The 19,788-nt window shown below is 68.3% G+C and carries 17 protein-coding genes and 1 pseudogene; 9 read left to right on the top strand and 9 right to left on the bottom strand.

Annotation, left to right across the window (positions count from 1 at the left end; all coding sequences use genetic code 11):
• Positions 1-135: 135 nt before the first annotated feature.
• The 4 genes from IEX93_RS09845 (at position 136) to IEX93_RS09830 (ending at position 7,511) form a co-directional block, all read left to right on the top strand.
• A complete protein-coding gene (locus tag IEX93_RS09845; protein ID WP_188848029.1) occupies positions 136-2,421 on the top strand; it encodes an FdhF/YdeP family oxidoreductase in 2,286 nt (761 codons plus the stop codon).
• Positions 2,418-3,260, top strand: a complete 843-nt coding sequence (gene fdhD, locus IEX93_RS09840) for a formate dehydrogenase accessory sulfurtransferase FdhD (RefSeq protein WP_188848028.1) — start codon at positions 2,418-2,420, stop codon at positions 3,258-3,260. The genes IEX93_RS09845 and fdhD overlap by 4 nt, the downstream gene beginning before the upstream one ends.
• A 102-nt stretch (positions 3,261-3,362) precedes the next feature.
• On the top strand, positions 3,363-6,719 hold the full coding sequence (gene rgy, locus IEX93_RS09835) for a reverse gyrase (protein WP_188848027.1): 3,357 nt from the start codon (positions 3,363-3,365) through the stop codon (positions 6,717-6,719).
• Between the two features lie 15 nt (positions 6,720-6,734).
• Positions 6,735-7,511, top strand: a complete 777-nt coding sequence (locus tag IEX93_RS09830) for a CPBP family intramembrane glutamic endopeptidase (RefSeq protein WP_188848026.1) — start codon at positions 6,735-6,737, stop codon at positions 7,509-7,511.
• Here IEX93_RS09830 and IEX93_RS09825 read toward each other — a convergent pair.
• The 6 genes from IEX93_RS09825 to IEX93_RS11655 form a co-directional block, all read right to left on the bottom strand.
• A complete protein-coding gene (locus IEX93_RS09825) occupies positions 7,508-8,326 on the bottom strand; it encodes an aldehyde ferredoxin oxidoreductase C-terminal domain-containing protein (RefSeq protein WP_268239080.1) in 819 nt (272 codons plus the stop codon). The two genes, IEX93_RS09830 and IEX93_RS09825, sit on opposite strands and share 4 nt — an antisense overlap.
• Positions 8,323-8,571, bottom strand: coding sequence for an aldehyde ferredoxin oxidoreductase C-terminal domain-containing protein (locus IEX93_RS11800; RefSeq protein ID WP_268239079.1), 249 nt, complete (start codon positions 8,569-8,571; stop codon positions 8,323-8,325). Before IEX93_RS11800 ends, IEX93_RS09825 begins: the two co-directional genes overlap by 4 nt.
• Before the next feature lie 192 nt (positions 8,572-8,763).
• Positions 8,764-10,299 (bottom strand): FAD-dependent oxidoreductase, encoded by a 1,536-nt coding sequence (locus IEX93_RS09820; RefSeq protein WP_188848025.1) that lies wholly within the window; start codon positions 10,297-10,299, stop codon positions 8,764-8,766.
• Entirely contained in the window at positions 10,296-11,786 is a 1,491-nt protein-coding gene (gene glpK, locus IEX93_RS09815; protein ID WP_188848024.1) for a glycerol kinase GlpK, read from the bottom strand. Before glpK ends, IEX93_RS09820 begins: the two co-directional genes overlap by 4 nt.
• Before the next feature lie 307 nt (positions 11,787-12,093).
• Positions 12,094-13,404 carry an ABC transporter substrate-binding protein gene (locus IEX93_RS09810; protein ID WP_188848023.1) on the bottom strand — a complete coding sequence of 437 codons (1,311 nt, stop codon included), beginning with the start codon at positions 13,402-13,404 and terminating at the stop codon, positions 12,094-12,096.
• 13 nt (positions 13,405-13,417) lie between these two features.
• On the bottom strand, positions 13,418-13,915 hold the full coding sequence (locus tag IEX93_RS11655; protein ID WP_229906161.1) for a carbohydrate ABC transporter permease: 498 nt from the start codon (positions 13,913-13,915) through the stop codon (positions 13,418-13,420).
• Here IEX93_RS11655 and IEX93_RS11650 point away from each other — a divergent pair.
• Positions 13,850-14,233: a hypothetical protein gene (locus IEX93_RS11650; protein WP_229906162.1), complete on the top strand. Its 384-nt coding sequence runs from the start codon at positions 13,850-13,852 to the stop codon at positions 14,231-14,233. The two genes, IEX93_RS11655 and IEX93_RS11650, sit on opposite strands and share 66 nt — an antisense overlap.
• Here IEX93_RS11650 and IEX93_RS09800 read toward each other — a convergent pair.
• Entirely contained in the window at positions 14,224-15,147 is a 924-nt protein-coding gene (locus IEX93_RS09800) for a carbohydrate ABC transporter permease (protein WP_229906160.1), read from the bottom strand. The genes IEX93_RS11650 and IEX93_RS09800 overlap by 10 nt on opposite strands.
• A gap of 96 nt (positions 15,148-15,243) precedes the next feature.
• Between IEX93_RS09800 and IEX93_RS09795 the strand changes: the two genes are divergently transcribed.
• The 4 genes from IEX93_RS09795 to IEX93_RS11795 are packed head-to-tail and all read left to right on the top strand — an operon-like array spanning position 15,244 to position 19,010.
• A complete protein-coding gene (locus tag IEX93_RS09795; protein ID WP_188848021.1) occupies positions 15,244-16,026 on the top strand; it encodes an HAD-IIA family hydrolase in 783 nt (260 codons plus the stop codon).
• Positions 15,996-16,868 carry a MurR/RpiR family transcriptional regulator gene (locus IEX93_RS09790; RefSeq protein WP_188848020.1) on the top strand — a complete coding sequence of 291 codons (873 nt, stop codon included), beginning with the start codon at positions 15,996-15,998 and terminating at the stop codon, positions 16,866-16,868. Before IEX93_RS09795 ends, IEX93_RS09790 begins: the two co-directional genes overlap by 31 nt.
• A 3-nt stretch (positions 16,869-16,871) precedes the next feature.
• On the top strand, positions 16,872-17,546 hold the full coding sequence (locus tag IEX93_RS09785) for a glycerophosphodiester phosphodiesterase (protein WP_188848019.1): 675 nt from the start codon (positions 16,872-16,874) through the stop codon (positions 17,544-17,546).
• Complete coding sequence (locus tag IEX93_RS11795; RefSeq protein WP_188848018.1) at positions 17,547-19,010, top strand: Na/Pi cotransporter family protein; 1,464 nt, start codon at positions 17,547-17,549, stop codon at positions 19,008-19,010.
• On the opposite strand, the gene IEX93_RS09775 is transcribed toward IEX93_RS11795, so the two are convergent.
• Complete coding sequence (locus IEX93_RS09775; protein WP_188848017.1) at positions 18,934-19,428, bottom strand: hypothetical protein; 495 nt, start codon at positions 19,426-19,428, stop codon at positions 18,934-18,936. The two genes, IEX93_RS11795 and IEX93_RS09775, sit on opposite strands and share 77 nt — an antisense overlap.
• Before the next feature lie 35 nt (positions 19,429-19,463).
• A pseudogene (locus tag IEX93_RS09770) lies at positions 19,464-19,592 on the bottom strand (IS701 family transposase); the annotation flags it as partial.
• Positions 19,593-19,788 lie beyond the last annotated feature (196 nt).

Here is a 19,788-nt window from a genome sequence, read left to right as displayed (position 1 = left end):
GCCTTCTCCTTCAACCCCCTCTCCGCTCTGCGCTTCCTGGGGCTTTATGCGACATAGTGGTCAAGTCTGGCCTCGGCCCTTGCCCGCCCTTGTTTCCCGCGCTAAACTGGCCTCAACGAACCCGAGGAGGTGGGCATGGCCTGGCTGAACCCGTTTTGGAGCTCACCCAAGGAATACGTGCGCCCCCCAAAGCGGGGCCTCGCCCCGGAACTTTGGGCAAGCCGCATCCCCTTCACCCACCTGGAAAACTTCTACGAGGTCTTTCGCGCCCTTTGGGAGAACCGGGACAACCTCCCCTACGCCTGGCGGATCCTCAGGGACGGGGTCTGCGACGGCTGCGCCCTGGGGACCTCGGGCCTCGAGGACTGGACCATCCGCGGGGTCCACCTCTGCAACGTCCGCCTCCGCCTCCTCCGCCTGAACACCCTGCCCCCCTTGGACCCCAAGGTCCTGGAGGACGTGGAGGCCCTGAAGGGGAGGAAAAGCCGGGAACTCCGCCAGCTCGGCCGCCTCCCCTACCCCATGCTCCGGCGGAAGGGGGAAAGGGGCTTCCGGCGCGTCTCCTGGGACGAGGCCCTGGGGCTTGCCGCCGAGTACTTAAGGCGCCACCTCCCCGAGGGGGCCTTCTTCTACCTCACGAGCCGGGGCATCCCCAACGAGACCTACTACGTGGTGCAGAAGGCGGTGCGGGCCCTGGGCTCCAACCACGTGGACAACGCCGCCCGCATCTGCCACTCCCCCTCCACCGTGGTCCTTAAGGAGGCCCTGGGGGTGGCGGCCACCACCTGCAGCTACACCGACCTCATCGGCACCGACCTGGTGGTCTTCCTGGGCTCCAACGTGGCCAACAACCAGCCCGTGATGATGAAGTACCTCTACCACGCCAAGAAGGCGGGCACCCGGGTGGCCGTGGTGAACCCCTACAAGGAACCCGGGATGGAGCGCTACTTCGTGCCCTCGGACCTGGAAAGCGCCCTCTTCGGCACCAGGATCGCCGACCGCTTCTTCCAGATCCTCCCCGGCGGGGACATCGCCTTCCTGAACGGGGCCATGAAGTGGATGCTCCTGGAGGGCCTCTGGGACAGGGCCTTCGTGGAGGGGCACACCACGGGCTTCGCCGAGCTCAAGGCCCTCCTCGAGGCCACCCCCTTTGAGGCCCTGGAGGAGGCCGCGGGGGTTTCCCGGGAGGAGATGCGGGCCTTCGCCCGGATGGTGGGGGAGGCCAGCCGGGCGGTCTTCGTCTGGGGGATGGGGATCACCCAGCACACCCACGGGGAGGACAACGTGCGGGCCATCGTCAACCTCGCCCTCCTCAAGGGCTTCGTGGGGCGGGAGGGGTGCGGCCTCATGCCCATCCGGGGCCACTCCGGGGTCCAAGGGGGGGCGGAGATGGGGGCCTACGCCACCGCCTTCCCCGGGGGCCTGCCCGTGAACCCGGAGAACGCCCGGAGGCTTTCCGAGCTCTGGGGCTTCCCCGTCCCGGACCGCCCCGGCCTCACCACCCCGGAGGCCTTAGACCGGGCCCTCGAGGGGAGGCTCGGGGTCCTTTGGGCCATCGGGGGGGATTTCCGCGAGGTCATGCCCGACCCTGAGACCGTGGAGGAGGCCTTAAAGCGCATCCCCCTCCGGGTCCACCAGGACATCGTCCTCTCCAGCCAGATGCTCCTAGAGCCCAAGGAGTGCGTCCTCCTCCTCCCCGCCACCACCCGTTACGAGGTCCCGGGCGGGGTCACGGAGACCAGCACGGAAAGGCGCGTGATCTTCAGCCCTGAGATCCCGGGCCCGAGGCCCCCGGAGGCCCGGCCCGAGTGGGAGGTCTTCCAGGAGCTTGTCCACCGCCTCCGCCCCGAGCTCAAGGACCGCTTCCGCTTCGCCTCCACCGCCGAGGTCCGCGAGGAGATCGCCCGGGTCGTCCCCCTTTACGAGGGGATCCAGCGCCTCAAGGCCAAGGGGGACCAGTTCCAGTACGGGGGGAAGCGCCTCTGCGAGGGGTGGCGTTTCCCCACCCCGGACGGCAAGGCCCGCTTCCTGCCCGTGCCCCTGCCCCAAAGGGAGGTCCCCGAGGGGGCCTTCCGCGTGGTCACCCGGCGGGGGAAGCAGTTCAACTCCATCGTCCACGAGGACCAGGACCCCCTCACCGGGGCCTCCCGGGAGGCCGTCTACATGAACCCCAAGGATGCCGCCCGCCTGGGCCTGAAGCCCGGGGACCCGGTGGTGCTGGAGAACGCCTTCGGCCGCTACGCCGGCCGGGTCTACCTGGCGGAGGTCAAGGAGGGCACCCTGGAGGTTCACTGGCCCGAGGCCAACGTCCTGGTGAACCCCAAGGCCCGCTCCCCCCTGGCCCACATCCCCGCCTACAAGGAGATCCTCGCCCACCTGCGGCGGGGGGAGGCGGAGGTCCCTTCCCCTCTCCGGCCATGAAGGGGAAGGCGAGGGTCCGGGTGGCCCGCCTCGAGGGGGGCCGGTGGCGGGAGGTCCGGGACGAGGTGGCGGCGGAGGCCCCCCTGGAGATCCGCCTGCGCTACGGGGACGAGATGGCCTCCTTGGGGGTGGTCCTCCGCACCCCGGGCCAGGACGCGGAGCTCGCCGCGGGCCTCCTCTACACCGAAGGCCTCCTCCAAGACCCCAAGGAGGTCCTGGCCATCGCCCCCTGCACCGACGGAAGCCTCCCCCCCGAGGCGCGGGAGGGGGTCATCCAGGTCTTCCTGCGCCACCCCCTCCCCTCCTTGCCCAGGCGCCACCTGGCCCTCACCGCCGCCTGCGGGGCCTGCGGCCGCGAGGCCCTCCCCGACCCGGAAAGGCTCGGCCTCTCCCCTCCCCCGCCCTTGGCGGTGGACCCCGACCTCCTCCTCGCCCTGCCCGAGCGCCTGGGGAAGGCCCAGCGCCTTTTCCAAACCACCGGCGGCCTCCACGCCGCCGCCCTCTTTGACCGGGAAGGGCGGCTTGTCGCCTTACGGGAGGACGTGGGCCGGCACAACGCCCTGGACAAGCTCATCGGCTGGGCCTTTCTTCAGGGGAAGCTCCCCCTCCACGGCCACATCCTCTTGGTGAGCGGCCGGGCCGGGTACGAGCTTTTGGTGAAGGCTTTGGCGGCGGGCATCCCCGTGTTCTGCGCCGTCTCCGCCCCCACGAGCCTGGCCGTGGCCCTGGCCCAGGCCTACGGCCTCACCCTGGTGGGCTTCCTGCGCCCGGGGCGGATGAACGTCTATGCCGGGCAGGAGCGGGTGGCTCCGACCGGTGGGCCTGAGCTCCTTCCTTGAACACGGGCCTCCGCACTGGTCCACCAAGGCCCCACTAGAGGCCGCCCCACGGGGTTCTGGCCCGCTCCTCGGCAGGCGGGCTTCTCGGGTTAGGATGGGGCCGTGATCCCGGCGCGCTACGCTGCCTACTGCCCCAACTGCGGGGGCGAGGCGGAAAGCGAGCGCCTCGCCGCGGGGCTTGCCTGCGCCCGTTGCCAGCCGGACCCCACGAGGCCTCCCCTCCCCGGGGCGCTCGCCCATTTCGCCGCCCAGGAGAAGGCCCTCGCCGACTGGACCCGCTTCTTTACGGCCCACATGGGCGTCCCACCCTGGCCGCTGCAGCGGGCCTGGGCCGCGCGGGTGGTGCAGGGGCGCTCCTTCGCCATGCTCGCCCCCACGGGGATCGGCAAGACCACCTTCGGCCTCCTCACCGCCAGCTGGCTGGCCAAGGAGGGGCGGCGGAGCTACCTCGTCTTCCCCACCCGGCTCCTCGTGGCCCAGGCAGCGGAGCGGCTTCGGGCCCTGGGCGCTCCCTTCACCGCCTACACCGGGAAGGCCCGGGAGAAGGAGGCCCTCCTCGAGGGCCACCGCCCCATCGGCCTCTTCACCGTGGCCTTCCTCCACAAAAACCACGCCCGGCTCCCCCGGCCCGTGGACTTCCTCTTCGTGGACGACGTGGACAGCCTCCTCAAGTCGGCGCGGAACGTGGACCGGGTCCTGGAGCTTCTGGGCTTCGCCCCCGAGGACGTGGAGGAGGGCCTCGCCCTCATCCGGCTCCGGAGGAGGCACCCGGAGGAGGCCGAGCGGAGGGCCGAAAGGCTGAGGGGGAAGGCCCGGGGGGTCCTCGCCGTGGCGAGCGCCACCGCAAGGCCGCGCTCCTCGCGGGTCCACCTCTTCCGCGAGCTCCTGGGCTTTGAGGTGGGCACGCCGAGCTTCGCCCTGCGCAAGGTGGCCGACCTCTACGAGGAGGCCTTCGGGCTTTCCCAGGAGGAACTCTGGGCCAGGGGGGCGGAGTGGGCGGGGCGGCTTGGAAAGGGGGGGCTTCTCTTCCTCCCCGGGGACCTGCCGAAGGAGGCCGCCCTGGACCTCGCCCGCTTCCTCCGGGCCCGGGGCCTCAGGGCCAAGGCCTACCTGGAGCCCGAGGCCCTCGAGGCCTTCCGGCGGGGCGAGGTGGACCTCCTCGTGGGGTTCGCCTCCTGGCGCAACCCCCTGGCCCGGGGCCTGGACCTCCCCGGCCGGGTCCGCTACGCCCTCTTCCTCGGGGTGCCCAAGCTCCGCTTCGCCTTAGGGGAAGACCTCGCCCCCGGCGAGCTTGTGCGCCTGGGCCTCGCCCTCCTGCCCCTCCTGGAGGACCCGGGGCTTAAGGCCCTGGTCCGAAGCCTCGCCAGGAGGCCCGGGCTCCAGGAGAAGGAGGTCGCCCCCCTGCGGGAGGCCCTCCTGGAGCGGCTCGCCGACCCCGCCTTCCGCGCCCGCGTGGCGGAAAGCCCCGAGGTGGGGCTCACCTTCGTGGGGGAAAAGCCCGTCCTGGTCTTCGCCGACGTCACCGGCTACCTCCAGGCCTCGGGGCGGACGAGCCGCCTCACCCCGGCGGGGCTCACCCAGGGCCTCGCCCTCCTCCTCGCCGAGGACAGGAAGGCCTTCACCGCCCTCGTGCGCCGGCTCGGCTACCTTCTGGAGGCGCCGCCCCGCCCCGTGGCGGAGGCGGACCTCGAGGCCCTCCTGAAGCGCGTGGACGAGGACCGGGACCGGCTCGCCCGGGGGGAGCGGGGTGGCCTCGCCCTGCCCGAGCGGGTGGTGGTGGTGGAGTCGCCCAACAAGGCCCGCACCCTGGCCAGCTTCTTCGGCCGGCCCATGCGCCGCTACCTCCCCGGCCTCGTGGTCTACGAGGCCCTGGCGGAAGAGGGGTACCTGGTGGTCACCGCCACCCGGGGCCACGTCACCGACCTCGCCCTCCGGGGCGGGCTTTACGGGGTGGAAACAGCCCCCGTCTACCGGCCCCGGTACCACCCCTTGCGGGCCTGCCCCGAGGGGAGCGTCCCGGACCCCCTCTGCCCCGACGGGAAGGAGAGCCAGCCCGACCGCGACCGGGCCCTCCAGGCGCTAAGGGGCCTGGCCCTGGAGGCCCAGGACTTCCTCCTCGCCACCGACCCCGACACCGAGGGGGAGAAGATCTCCTGGGACGTCTACCTCGCCCTCCGCGCCTTCGGGAGGGGGGTGGTGCGGGGCGAGTTTCACGCCGTCACCCCCCGGGCCTTCCTCGAGGCCCTGAGGCAGCCCCGGGAGGTGAAGGAGGACCTGGTGGAGGCCCAGATGGTCCGCAGGATCGCCGATCGCTGGGTCGGCTTCGCCCTCTCGGAGGACCTGCAAAGGCTTCTTGGCCGCCGAGGCCTCTCCGCCGGGCGCGTCCAGACCCCGGTCCTCGGCTGGGTGATCGCCCGGGAGCGGGAGGCCCGCACCCGCCTGCCCTTCACCGAGGTGGACCTTCGGGGCCTTGCCTTACGTTTTCCCGGCGAGGTCAAAGAGGAAACCCTTCTCCTAGAGGTCCTGGAGGAGGCGGAGCGGGAGCAGAACCCCCTTCCCCCCTACACCACGGACGCCCTTCTTGCCGACGCCTCCAGGGAGGGGTTCCGCGTCCCGGAGGCCATGGCCTTGGCCCAGGACCTCTTTGAAGCGGGGCTCATCACCTATCACCGCACCGACGCCACCCGGGTGGCCCCGGAGGGCATGGCCCTGGCCCGGAGGCTCATAGAGGCCCGCTTCGGCCCGGAGTACGCCCGCCCCAGGCCCTGGGGGGAGGGCGGCGCCCACGAGGCCATCCGCCCCACCCGCCCCCTCTGGCCCGAGGATTTGGAGGAGGCAGGGCTTTTCCAGGCCCTACCCCTTTCCGAGGCCCACGGGCGGCTTTATGACCTGATCTTCCGCCGCTTCCTCGCAAGCCAGATGGCCCCCGCCCGGGTGCGGGAGAAGCGGGTTCGCGCCTGCCTCGGGGAGGCCTGCCAGGAGCTCACCCTGCGGGTGGCCCTCCCCTTCCCCGGCTTCGCCCGGGTCTGGCCCCTGGGGCTTGACCCCGACCTCGAGGCCGGCCGCTACGCCGTGGCCCCAAAGGTCGTGCGCCTCCCCAAGGCGGCGCGCTACACCGAGGGGGAGCTCGTGGCGGAGATGAAGCGGCGGGGCCTCGGCCGCCCCAGCACCTACGCGGCCACGGTGGAGCGGCTTCTGGAACGCCGCTACGTGGTCCGCCGCGGGCCCTTCCTCGTCCCCACCCGCCTCGGGGAGCGGGTCTACGCCCTCCTCACGGAGAAGCCCCCCCTCGCCCCCGTGGCCCGGCGCTTCGTGGGCGAGGCCTTCACCCGGGAGGTGGAGGCCTGGATGGACCGGGTGGAGGCGGGGGAGGACCCCACGCCCCTCCTGCGGGAGCTCCACCGGGCCACCCTGGCCCTCCTCGAGGCCCTCGAGGGCCAGGGCCGCCCTAGCCTATAGTAGGCTAGGGAAGGAATGCACGCCCTCTACTGGACCTTTGGCCTCTCCTGGAGCCTGGCCCTGGCCGCCTACCTCCTTGGCCTCCGCCTGGGAGGCCCCGCCTACTTCGCCTTCGCCGTCCTCTACATGTGGGTCCCGGGCCTGGTGGCCCTGGCCTTCGCCCGCAAGGAGGGGGTCGGGCTTCCCCTGGCCTTCCGGCCCAACCGCTTCTGGCTTTTCGCCTGGCTCTTCCCCGTGGCCCTCACCCTTCTCTCCCTCCCCTTAAGCCTCCCCTTCGCCCCCTGGAAGGGCCTGGCCTGGACCCTGCCCCAAGGCGCTCCCCCCATCCCTGAAGCCGCTTTGTGGGCCCTCGTCCTCCTCCAGGGGCTTTTCGCCGGGGCCACGGTGAACCTCCTCGTCGCCTTGGGGGAGGAACTCTTCTGGCGGGGCTACCTTTGGGAGCGGCTAAGGGCGCGGGGCTTCTGGCCCGCAAGCCTGGAGATCGGCTTCTACTGGGGGGTGTGGCACGCCCCCCTGGTCCTCCTCTTCGGCCACAACTACCCGGACCACCGCCTCCTGGGCGTGGGCATGATGGTCCTCTTCACCCTGGCCCTCACCCCCGCCCTTCTCTACGCCCGGGAGAAGGGGGGCTCCCTTTGGGCCCCCGCCCTCCTCCACGGCACCCTGAACGCCGTGACCGGGCTCTCCCTCGTCGCCATCGAGCGCACCCACGACCTCCTCGTGGGGGTGGTAGGGCTTCCCGGCCTCTTCCTCCTCGCCCTCTTCAACCTTTGGCTAAGAAGGCGGGTCTAATCCCGGTGAAGCCTCTCGTAGAGGGGCCCTAGGTCCTCGGGGTGGAAGCGGGCGGTGTAGCCCTTGGGGGGCACGGGCTCCCGGTAGAAGAACCCGGGCAGGCGGTCGTCCTCGTGGGTGAAGCCCGCCAGGTGGTTGAAGCGGTGCTCCAGGCGCAAGACCCCTTCCCCGAGCTGTCGCCAAAGCTCCGGGGAGAAGGCGGTGCCCAAGGCGGCGTTCACGCTCTCCACCACGAAGGCCACCTCCTTGTTGGTGACGCTTCCCCCGAAGACGCAAAGGCCCAGGCTGTCGTTGGCGGCGGCGTTCACCTGGGCGGTGTAGCTGGCCTCGAGGATCTCCTCCGGCCTCATGGCCCGGGTCTCCAGCCTCGGGGCGTTCCCCGCCGTGGGGTCCGCCCCCTGGGCGGTGATCATCATGGTGATCCCCGTGGCCTCCACCACCCGGGGGTCGTAGGCGCTGATGGCCTGGCGCTTGATCACGGGAACCCGCTCAAGCCCCAAGGCCTCCCCCACCCGGGCCGTGCCTTGGGCCAGGAAGCGGGCCTCCTCGGAAGGGGTGTAAAGGGCCTTCAGCTTTGCCTCCATGAAGGCGTAGTCTCCCCAAGGGGCGAGGCCCTTCTCCATGAGGAGGGCCAGGGTGGCCCCGGTTTCAATGGTGTCTATGCCCAGGTCGTTGGCCAGGCGGTTCAGGCGGGCGAGCCCGTCGGGGTCGTTCAGGCCGCAGTTGGTGCCGAGAAGCCCGATGGTCTCGTACTCCAGGGGGGAGACCACCTCCTCGCCCCTTTCGTCCACGATGACCTTGGAGCACTGGATCACGCATCCCGGCATGCAGGCGTGGGTGTGCTTGCCCCCCGGGCCTTGTTGAGGGGGGCGATGTACTGCCCGCCTATGCGGAAGGCCTCCGGGGGCGCAAGGCGCCCCTCCCGAAAGTTGCGCACGGGAAGGCCCCCGAAGGCGTTCTGGAAGTCGGCCATGCCCATGGTGCCGATGGTGTTGTAAAACTGCATGACCAGAGGGTCTTCCCGCAGAAGCTTGGCGTAGCGGCGGATGGCCTCGGCCACCTTTCTTCGCCTTCAGGTCAACCCGCAAAGACCGCCACACCGGCCACCTCCGGGAAGAAAAAGGTCCTCACTCCCCACGATACCAGCCGGGGGCCCGAAGCGTCTCGTGGGGTGCGCGCTCCGCCAGAACCACCTCCAGGGGTTTGCAGGTGGTGCCCACGGTAAGGATGAGGACCCTTATCCCAGAATCCCTCAGCAAAGGCCTAGAAGGCCCTCCTCGGCCTCGGCGAGGCGTAACGCCCGCTCCTCCTCGTCCCAGCCGAGAAGCCCTCCCATGCGCTCCACCACCCGGGGCAGGGCCTGCCGGGCCTTTTCCCGGTCTAAAAAGGCGAGGCCCATCCGCCGCGCAAGGACGTCCAGGGGCTTCCGGGCAAGCTCCTCCCGCACGGCGTAGACCACCTCCCCCTCCAGGTAGGGAAGCCCGGGAAGGAGGGGCCTATCCCCCAAGGCCAGGACCTCCGGGGCCCGGGTGCCGTAGGTGGCGTAGAGGTGTTCCCCCACCTCGGGGGGAAGTTCCAAAGGAGGCCTGGGGCCCGCCCCCAAAAGAGGGGTGGCGTGGGAGGTGGAGGGAGGCAGGGCAAGGCCTAAGTCCTTGGCGATCCGCTCCACCAGGTCCAAGGCCATGAGGCGGAAGGTGGTCCACTTGCCCCCCACCAGGGTGTAGAGGCCTTGCCTTTCCTCTATGTAGTGGTCCCGGACCAGAAGCCTCGTCTCCCCCTTCCCCACCAGGGGCCTCAGGCCCGACCAGACCGCCCGCACCCGGGAAGAAAGGTCCCCCAGGTAGGGCCGGATCTCCTCCAGGAGGTAGGCCACCTCCTCCTCCCGGGGAAGGGGGCAGGAGGTGGGCTCGGCGGGGAGGTCCGTGGTGCCGAGGAGGGCCATGCCCCGGTAGGGCAAAAGGAAAAGCACCCGGCCGTCCCGGGTCTTGGGGATGAGAAGCCCCGCCTTCAGGGGGTAGTCCAGGACCAGGTGGACCCCGCTGGAGGGGGTGAGGAGGGGGGGAAGGTGGGGGTCCAAGAGACGGCGCACCCGGTCGGCGAGGGGGCCCGTGGCGTTCACCACCGCCTTAGCGAAAACCTCCACCTCCTTTCCCGTAAGCCGGTCCCGCACCACCGCCCCCCGCACCCTTCCCCCCTCCAGGAGGAGGGTTGTGGCCTCGGCGTGGTTCAGGGCCACCGCCCCCCTCTCCAGGGCGGAGAGCACGAGGGCGAGGTTGAGGCGAAAGTCGGCGAACTGCCCGTCCTGGTAGGCCACGCCCCCTAGGGTCTTGGGCAGGTCCGGGAAAAGCCGCGCCACCTCCCCGGGCGGAAGGTAGCGGCTCGGGGCGAGGCGCCTTTTCCCGGCGAGGAGGTCGTAGAGCTTGAGGCCCGTCCAGTAGTAAGGGATCTCCAGGGGGCGGAAGAGGGGGGTGACGAGGGTGAGGGGGTGGGCCAGGTGGGGGGCGAGGTCCATCACCACCTTGCGCTCGTGAAGGGCGTCCACCACGAGCTTAAGCTGGCGGCGGTCCAGGCGCTTGAAGGCAAGCTCTAGGTACCGCACCCCCCCGTGGAGGAGCTTGGTGGAGCGGGAGCTGGTCCCCGAGGCGAAGTCGTGGGCCTCCACCAAGGCCGCCTTGAGCCCCCTCAGCGTGGCCTCCCACAAAACCCCGGCCCCCGTGGCCCCGCCCCCCAAAATAAGGAGGTCAAAGGGCTCCCTTAACCGCTCCCACAGGGCTTCCCGGTCGGTCATCCCTCCTCCTTGGCCCAGCCTAGGGCCCTTTCCACCGCCTCCCGCCACCTCCGGTAGAGGGCCTCCCGCCTCCCCTCGGGCATCGTGGGGAGGAACCTTTCCGCCTCGCGGTAGCGCCCCGCCACGTCCTCCGGGGAAAGGGCCCTAGCCCCCACCCCCGCCATGAGGGCCACCCCCAAAGCGGTGGTCTCCGTCACCTCCGGCACCGCCACGGGCACCCCCAGGAGGTCCGCCTGGATCTTGAGGAAAAGGCGGTTTCGCGCCATGCCCCCGTCCGCCTTCAGGACCTTGAGCCGGACCCCCGCCTCTTCCATGGCCAGGACCACGTCCCGCACCTGGAAGGCCACCCCCTCCAAAGCCGCCCGCACCAGGTGGGCCCGGGTGGTCCCCCGGGTAAGGCCCAGGATCGCCCCCCGGGCGTAGGGGTCCCAGTAGGGGGCGCCAAGCCCCGTGAAGGCGGGGACCAGATAAACACCCCCACTGTCCTCCACGCTTTCCGCCAAGGCCTCCACCTCACGGCTTTCCCGGAAAAGGCCGAGCCCGTCCCGAAGCCACTGGACCACCGCCCCCGCCGTGAAGACGCTCCCCTCCAGGGCGTAGGTGGCCTTGCCCCCTAAGCTCCAGGCCACCGTGGCGAGGAGGCCCCTTTCCGAGAGGATGGGCCTCTCCCCCGTGTTCAGGAGGAGAAAGGCCCCGGTGCCGTAGGTGCACTTCCCCTCCCCCGCCTCCAGGGCCGCCTGGCCGAAGAGGGCTGCCTGCTGGTCCCCAAGGACCCCCCGTATGGGTACGGGCGCCCCCAGAAGCTCGGGGAGGGTTTCCCCGAAGTCCCCATCGGAGGGCCGCACCTCCGGGAGGAGGGCGGCGGGGATCCCGAGGGCCTCGAGGAGCTCCGGGTCCCAGGCGAGGGTGTGGAGGTTGAAGAGCAGGGTGCGGCTCGCGTTGGTGGGGTCGGTGGCGTGGACCTTCCCCCCCGTGAGGTTCCAGACGAGCCAGGTGTCCACGGTGCCGAAGCAGACCTCTCCCCTTTCCGCCCGCGCCCTCAGGCCCGGGACGTTCTCCAAGAGCCACAAAAGCTTCGTTCCCGAGAAGTAGGGGTCAAAGAGGAGCCCGGTGCGCTCCCGGAAAAGGGGCTCCAGGCCCCGCTCCCTTAGGGCCTCGCAAAGGGGGGCCGTCCGCCGGTCCTGCCAGACGATGGCGTTACTGAGGGGCTTACCCGTCTTCCGGTCCCAAAGGAGGGTGGTCTCCCGCTGGTTGGTGATGCCTAAGGCCAGGACCTCCCCCGCCCCCACCCCGGCCCGCCGCAAGGCCTCCTGCGCCGCCCAAAGGGTGGTCTCCCATAGCTCCAGGGGGTCGTGCTCCACCCACCCGGGCTTCGGGTAAAGCTGCCGGAACTCCCGCTGCGCCACCGCCACGGGCCTCCCCTCCAGGGTGAAGAGAATGGCCCGGCTCGAGGTGGTGCCCTGGTCCAGGGCAAGCAGGTACCTCATCCTTCACCTCCGCCGACGTGACTCATCAAAACCCCAAGGCAACCACAAGGCCTGGACTTTCCCCCAAGCGCCACCGGCTTTCACGGACCTCCAACGCCGTCTCCCACCTGCTCCTGCAGCGCAGGCCAGAGAAGGGGGCAAGGCCTTCAGGGCCAAACCACGAGGAAACAAGGTAAGGCCGTACCCCACCAGAACGCCCACGCCGGGCCAAAGGCAGGAAAATCCCATAGATCCCAACACCCTCGCCTGCGGCATCGCCTTGGGCAGGGCGGGCCCCGATGGTCCCAACCCTGCCCCCCCAAAAAACCTACCGGCCTACGCTCCGGTTATAGCGCTGGAGCACCGCATTCGCACGGCCCTTGTACTCCCTAAGGACATCCCCTATGGGCCTCCCCTGGAGCACCGCTTCCAGCGCCTGTTCGCTGATCTGGCGGATCTCGGGGAACCCTCCCATGAGGCAACCCGCGGTTACGTTGGACACCTTGGAGGTCCTAAGCTGCTGGATGGCCGTGGTGTAGTTGGTGTTCTCCCGGTGAGCTTTGCGCACCTCAGGAAGCTCCAAGGCCTCGAGGTGGAGGGGGAAGTAGCCGGTCCTGAGGTGCCAGAAGGCCTGCTGCTCCGGTTGCACCAGCCACTTCATGAAGGACCAGGCCGCCTCGGTTTCCTGAGAGGGAAAACCCTTCATCAGCCAGAGGCTCGCCCCCCCGATGGAGACCCCGGTGCGGCCGAACTCCTGGAAGTAGGGGAAGTATCCCGTATAGATGCGGAACTTGCCCCCCACCGTGTGGGCAATCCCTCCCAGCGTGGCGGTGGAGTCAAAGGTGATCGCCGCCTTCCCCGTGGCGAAGGCGCTTTGGCTATCCGCCGTGCGGCGGCCCACGTAGAGCAAAACCCCTTCCTTGTACAGGTCGAGGAACCACTGGAAGTACCTTTGCACCGCGGGGTTGTCCAGGTTCACCTCCGTGGCGGGAGCCCTGCGACCGTTCTCGTTGTTGCAGTAGTAAAAGCCGTTATTGTAGGAGACCTGTTCCAAGAACCAGCCATAATCGGCCAGGGCGATTCCGTACCGCACTACCTTGCCGCTGGCATCCCGCTTGGTCAGCTTACGGGCTGCCTCGGCCAGTTCTTCAAAGGTCCACTCCTGCTTGGGCGTGAGGCCCGCCTCCCTCAAGGCATCCAGGTTGAAGTAGACCAGAGGGGTGCTGGAGTTAAAGGGCATGGACTGGAGCTTGCCTCCCACCGTGTAGTAGTTGAGGGGCTGGCGGACGAAGCGGGTGAGGTCTAGACGGTCCCTCTGGGCCAGCTCCTGGATGGGAACGGTGGCCTGGGAGTCCACCATAATCTGGGTCCCGATGTCGTAAACCTGGGCGATATGGGGGGGATTCTTGGTGCGGATGGAGGCCAGGAGCTTGTTGATGGCGTCATCGTACGACCCGGCGTACTGGGCCTTGACCTCTACCCGGTCCTGGCTGGCGTTAAACCGCCTTACCAGCTCCTGGATGGTTTCGCCGATAGTCCCGCCCAAGGAGTACCAGAACTGCACCGTAACCTTCCCCTGGGCCAAAGCGCCGCCTCCTAGACCCAAGAGAGCCAAAAGAAGCCCCAAGCGCCTTTTCATGTTCCTGACCTCCTTACCCCTTCAAGCCGCCCAGGGTAATCCCGCGGACGAACTGCCGCTGGGCGACCAGGAAGGCCACCAAGGTGGGAAGCAGGGCCAAGATGGCCCCGGCGGCCACCACGTTCCACCGGGCCGCCTCCTCGTTGAGGATCATGTTGACTCCAATCTGTACTGTCTGCATCTCCGTGGACCGCGTCACCACTAAGGGCCAGAGGTACATGTTCCAGGCGGAGAGGAAGGAAAGCGCTCCAAGAGCCCCCAGAGCGGGGCGCGCCAGGGGCAAAGCCACATGCCAGAGCATTCTGAGGTGCCCAGCTCCGTCGATACGGGCTGCATCAAAGAGGTCCTGCGGTAGGGTTTTAAAGAACTGGCGCATCAAGAAGATTCCAATGGGGGTGGCGAGAAAGGGGACCACTAAGGCCCAATAGGTATCCAACCAACCCAAATGGGTCACCAGGTCGTAAAGGGGCAAGAAGGTAACCTCCCCGGGCACAAGGAGAAGGGCCACCACGGCCCCGAAAAGGAGTTCCCGACCGGGCAGGCGAACCCGGGCCAGGGCATAACCAGCCAGGGCCGAGGTGGCTACCTGGCCCAAAGCTACAAGCCCAGCCACCAGCAGGCTATTAAGGAGGAAGCGACCCAAGGGAAACTTTTCCAAGGCGATCCGATAGTTCTCCAGCGTAGGGCTCCTGGGAACGAGGTTGGGGTCAAAAATCTCCTGCGCTGGCTTAAAACTTGCAGAAAAGAGGGCAAGCAGAGGGAGAAGGATAAAAAAGCTATAAACCCCAAGGGCCAAGTAGATGAAAAAGAAACCTCTTTTCATGCGTAGTGCACCCTCCTTCCAAGGAAGTAAAACTGCAGGGCTGTGAGCATCAGAAGGATAAGGAATAGGAGGGCCCCCTCAGCCGCCGCATAGGTGAAGCGGAGGTTGAAAAAGGCATCCAGGTAAACCCGATAGATCCAAACCGTAGTGGCCTCAGAAGGCCCCCCTCGGGTAAGAAGATGGATCTGGCCAAAGGCGGTAAAACCCCGCACCAAGGCCAAGACGATCACGAAAAAAAGTACAGGAGAAAGCAAAGGTAGGGTAATGTGGCGAAAGGTAACCCAGCTGCTAGCCCCATCAATCCGCGCGGCCTCATAGAGCTCCTGGGGAATATCCTGTAGGCCTGCCGTTAAAAGGATCGTGCTGAAGCCGATAGCCTGCCACGCCGTGGCTGCAGCCACGCTATATAGGGCCCACTCGGGCGTTGTCAGCCACCCCTGAGGGGGTAGACCTAGGCCCTCGATAAGGCGGTTTAATAAGCCGCCTACGGGGTGTAAAAACCAGCCCCAAGCCACCGCGGCTACCGCTGTGGAAACTGCCGTGGTCATGAAGAAGATGGTTCTAAATAAACCGATTCCGGGGACCGGATACTGGAGAAGGACAGCCCCTAGAAGCCCCAAGGCCACTTCCAGCAAGGCCACAACTATTGCGAACTTAAACGTGAGCCATACGCTGGTCCAGAAACGAGGATCGTGGGCTAACTCGGTGAAATTGTCTAAGCCGACCCAAAAGCGGCCCCGGCCAAAGGGATCCTCGCTTTGGAAGGAGAGGAGGATAGCCTGGAAGGCCGGCCATAGAGTAAACACCAAAAGGAAAAGCGCCGCCGGCAGGAAAAGCCCATAGCCCTCCAGCCACTCCAGGCCCATAAAGCGATTACTCCAGGGGGAACGCCGATTGAGGCTAGCCATGTCCTCCTCCATCGAGTTCGCCTAAAGTATAAGGTGTCTCCCTTTATCTGTCAATAAGTTTCACATAGATTGACATTGTCAAAAAAAAGTCATAACCTGAAGAACAAGGTGTCGGCGGGAGGGCTGATCTTTGATCTAGACGGAACCCTCATCCTGGGGGAGCTTCCCTTGCCAGGGGCCAAGGAACTGTTGGAAGCCCTGCAACAGGAAGGGATTCCCTACGCTGTCCTTACCAACAACTCCTCCCTCTCGGCCAGGGACCACGCCGCCCGGCTTCGCCGCCTAGGGCTTCCCGTGGAATGGAGGCGGATCTTCACCAGCGGAGCTTTCGCTGGCCGGGAACTGGCCCAGCGCTTTCCCAACCTTCCTGTCTATCTTCTCGGCACGCCGGCCCTCGCCGCCGAGTTAGCGGAGGCCGGGGTCTGGGTGAGCGAGGAAGAGCCCCAGGCGGTGCTGGTGGGCTTCGACCGCACCCTAAGCTACGCCCGCTTGGAGCGGGCCTGCTTCCTCTTGGAGAGAGGGGCCCGTTTCTTCGCCACCCACCCCGACCCCGCCTGCCCCGTGGAAGGGGGAGCCTTACCCGATGCCGGCGCCCTTTTGGCCCTTTTGGAGAAAGCCACGGGAAGGCGGCCGGAAAGGGTCTTTGGAAAGCCCGACCCCGCCTTTCTCCGCTACGCTACCTTTAGGCTTGGCCTTGCGCCGGAAGACTGCCTCTACGTGGGGGACCGGGCCGAGGTGGACCTCCCCCTAGCCCAAGGGGCCGGGGCGCGGGCAGCCCTGGTCCTTACGGGAGCCACCCGGCCCGAGGACCCCGGGATCCCCGAGCTCCGGCAACACGGCGTGCTGGTGGTGGACGACCTATGGGAACTCAAACGGCACATCCTGGGTTGATAGGAAGGCTTAGAGCAGAGCTTCCTACCCTAAGCCCTAAGGAGCAGGCCGTGGCCCGGGTCCTGCTGGAGGACCCCAGGGCCATGGTGCGGGCCTCCATCCGTGAGGTAGCCCGGGCGGCTGGGGTGAGCACCTCGGCGGCCACCCGGCTTTCCCGGAAGCTGGGCTTCAGGGATTTCCGGGAACTCAAGGTGGCCCTGGCCTTGGAGGTGGGGAGCCTTTCCTCGTTACCCCCCTCCCTGGACGTCCGCCCTCACGACGCCCCCGAACTCGTGCTCCAGAAAGTCTTCCGAGCGGAGATCCAAGCCCTGGAGGAAGCCCTTTTGGGAATGGACGGAAAGGCCTTCGCCCAGGCGGTGGACCTCCTCCTAGGGGCCCGGCGCATCGGGATCTTCGCCGTGGGCTCCAGCGTGCCCGTGGCCCTGGACGCCTACTACCGTTTTCTTAGGATCGGTCTCCCCGTCTTCATGACCCCGGAGACCCACATGCAGACGGTGGCGGCCAGCCTCCTCGGTCCCGAGGACGTGGGGTTTTTCATCTCCCACACGGGGAGGAGCCGGGAGCTATTGGAGAGCCTTGAGGAGGCCCACCGGGCTCAAGCCTGGATCCTCGCCCTCACCTCCTTCGCCCAAAGCCCCCTGGTGGGAAAGGCCACGGTGGCCTTGGTAGCACCTGTGCGGGAGGCCGCCTTCCGGGTGGAGGCCATGGCCACGCGGGTGGTCCATCTGGCGGTGGTGGACGCCCTCTACGTGGCCCTGGCCCTAAGGAAGCCCGAGGCCGCCTGGTGCCTGGCCCGGACCCAGGAAGCCATAGACGCCCAGCGCATCCCAGGAGGAAGGTGAGCCATGACCTTATTCCGGAGAAAGCCCCTTCTCCTCGGCCACCGGGGAGCCCCTCTAAAGGCCAAGGAGAACACCCTGGAAAGCTTTCGGTTCGCCCTGGAGGCCGGCCTGGACGGGGTGGAGCTGGACGTCTGGCTCACCCGGGACGGGGTCTTCGCCGTCCGCCACGACCCGGACACCCCCTTAGGCCCCGTCTTCCAGGTGGACTACGCCGACCTCAAGGCCCGAGAACCCGACCTACCCCGCCTGGAAGAGGTCCTCGCCCTCAAGGAGGCCTTTCCCCAGGCCGTCTTCAACGTGGAGCTCAAGTCCTTCCCCGGCCTCGGTGAGGAGGCAGGGCGCCGCCTCGCCGCCCTCCTCCGAGGACGGGAGGGGGTTTGGGTCTCCAGCTTTGACCCCCTCGCCCTCCTTGCCCTTAGGAAGGCGGCCCCCGGCCTTCCCTTGGGCTTCCTCATGGCCGAGGACCACTCCGCCCTCCTCCCCTGCCTCGGGGTGGAGGCCGTCCACCCCCACCATGCCCTCGCCACGGAGGAGGCCGTGGCGGGGTGGCGGGAGCGGGGGCTTTTCGTGGTGGCCTGGACGGTGAACGACCCCTCGGAGGCCAGGCGCCTCCTCGCCCTGGGCCTAGACGGCCTCATCGGGGATCGGCCGGAGGTGCTTCTGGAGGCGCGGGGGTAGATGGAAGTCCTGGGGGCCTTCGCCCTCCTCTACCTGGGCAACCTCCTCCTCACCGAGGCGGCCAGCGGGCTTGCCGGGGCCAGGGGAAGGCGCCTCCTTGCCCGCGCCCGGGGAGTGACCTTGGGCCTCGCGGGGGTGCTCCTGGGCCTCGCCACGGGAAGCGGCACGGGGCTCACCCTTCTAGGGCGGGGGCTTCTCCAGGCGGGCCTCCTCGGGGCCTACGAGGCGGGGCTTCTCGCCCTCGGGGGCACCCTGGGGGCCACGGCTGTGGTGGGCCTGGCCTCCTTGGGCAACCGGGCCTTGGCCCTCCTAAGCCTTTCCCTGGCCCTGGGCGTGGAGCTCGCCCTTCGGAAAAGCCCCTGGGGCCGCCTCCTCTTCGGCCTCGGCCTTCTCTTCCTGGGCCTGGACCTGGCCCGGACCGGGGCCTTGGCCTGGGAGCCCCTCCTCACCTCCCTCCCCCCGGCCCTCCTCTTCGCCTTGGGCTTTCTCCTGGCCTTTGCCCTGGGCTCGGCCAACCTGGTGGCCCTCCTGGCCCTGGGCCTGGGCCACGAGGGCACGGCTGCCTTGGTCCTGGGGGGCGGGGTGGGGTGCACCGGCCCCCTCCTCCTCAGGGCTCCCCCGGAGGCCCTGCGCCTCGGCGGGGCCCTTCTCCTCCACCGCCTGGCCCTGGCCCTTCCCCTTCTCTTCCTAGATGTCCAGGACGTCCTCGCCCTCCACGTGGGCTACCACGCCCTCGCCCTCCTGGCCTTCCCCCTTCTCTTCCCGCCCCTCCACCGGCTCATGGTCCGGCTTCTGCCCCCGGAGCCACCCCTCGCCCCCAAGTACCTGCGCCCGGAGGCCCTGGAGGACCCCCCCCTGGCCCAGGCCCTGGCCCTAAGGGAGCTCGCCCGCATCGGCGACGCCGCCCGGGCCATGCTGGCCCGCACCCTGGAAGCCCTCCGCAAGGAGGAGGGCCGGGAGGCCGACCTTAGCCCCCTGGAGGAAAAGGTGGACTGGCTGAGCCGGGAAGTCCTCCTCTACGTGGCCCGCCTGCCCGAGGAGGCCAGCCTCCCCTACCTCAAGGCGGCCGCCGAGCTGGAGCACCTGGCCGACCTGGCCAAGCGCATCCTGCGCAAGGCGGAAAGGCTCTGGGGCCAGGGGATCACCTTTAGCCCCGAGGGACACCGGGAGCTTGCGCGTCTCCTTGCCCTCACCCTGGCCCGCTTGGAAAGGGCCCTGGCCGCCTTGGCCACCGCCGACCCCCACCTGGCCCGCCGGGTCCAGACCGAGGGGTTCCAGGAGGCCCTGGAAGCTTCCCGCCAGGCCCACCGGAAGCGGCTTCAGGAGCGGGAGGAAAGCCGGGCCTCCACCCTCACCCACTTGGACCTCCTCCTCCTCCTGGAGGAGCTCAACCAGGGGATAAGCCGCCTGGCCCGCCTGGTGGAAGAACTGCGGCCCCAAGGCCCAGAGGAGCGTCGGTGGTGATCTGGTCCACCCCGGAGGCCAGGGCGGCCTTGAGGTAACCCCGGAAGCCCTCCTCCCAGGGGTTGAGGGTCCAGACGTCCACCCAGACCTTCCCCAGGAGCCTCCGGGCCAAGGCCACCGGGTCCACACCGTCCGCCAACGCCTGGACCAGGAACTCCTTGCGCAGGTAGAGCTCCTGGAAAGGGGGCACGGAGCGCAGGAGGGCCTCGAGGCGGTCCTCCAGGTAGGTTGCCGTCGGCAGAAGCCTGCGGAAGCCCAAGGGGTGGTCGTCCAGGTAGCCGTAGGCGTTCACGCGCACGGGAAGCCTGGCCCACTCCCCGGCGGGCGCATCCAGATAGAAGGCCGGGTCGAAGCCGATGGCCAAGCCCGGGTCCAAGCGCTTGAGAAGCCTCAGGTTCCAGTCCGCCAAAGAGCCCACCAGGTCGGGTGGTGTAAGGAATTATGTGTCTGGGCTTACGCGGCCCCCACGTTTGCCGAGAGCAAAGGGCTCAAATCCAGCCTCAACCTGCCGGAGATGAGCTTCCTTCGGCATTGGTAGAAGCTCAACCCCAACCCCTCCCGCTGCCGCTCTATCAGCCCGTACATCCCTTCGTGTGCTACTTGATCTGAACCCCCTCGGTATGGCAAAAGGGGGGTGCTATGCAACCCGATCGTGAGCACCCCCTCTACTATCTTGACGCAGAAACCCTTCTGGTGGCTATCTATGTCTCAGGGCTTTACCCAAAACTCCTTCCTCGCCCTCCCTTAGCCTGCTTCAAGAGTTCTTGGGTGACTTCAT

The organism is Thermus composti, from assembly GCF_014647535.1.
In the GTDB taxonomy this organism is placed as follows: domain Bacteria; phylum Deinococcota; class Deinococci; order Deinococcales; family Thermaceae; genus Thermus; species Thermus composti.
The sequence above is the reverse complement of the archived record's forward strand: the minus strand, read 5'-3'. Positions and strand labels throughout refer to the sequence as shown.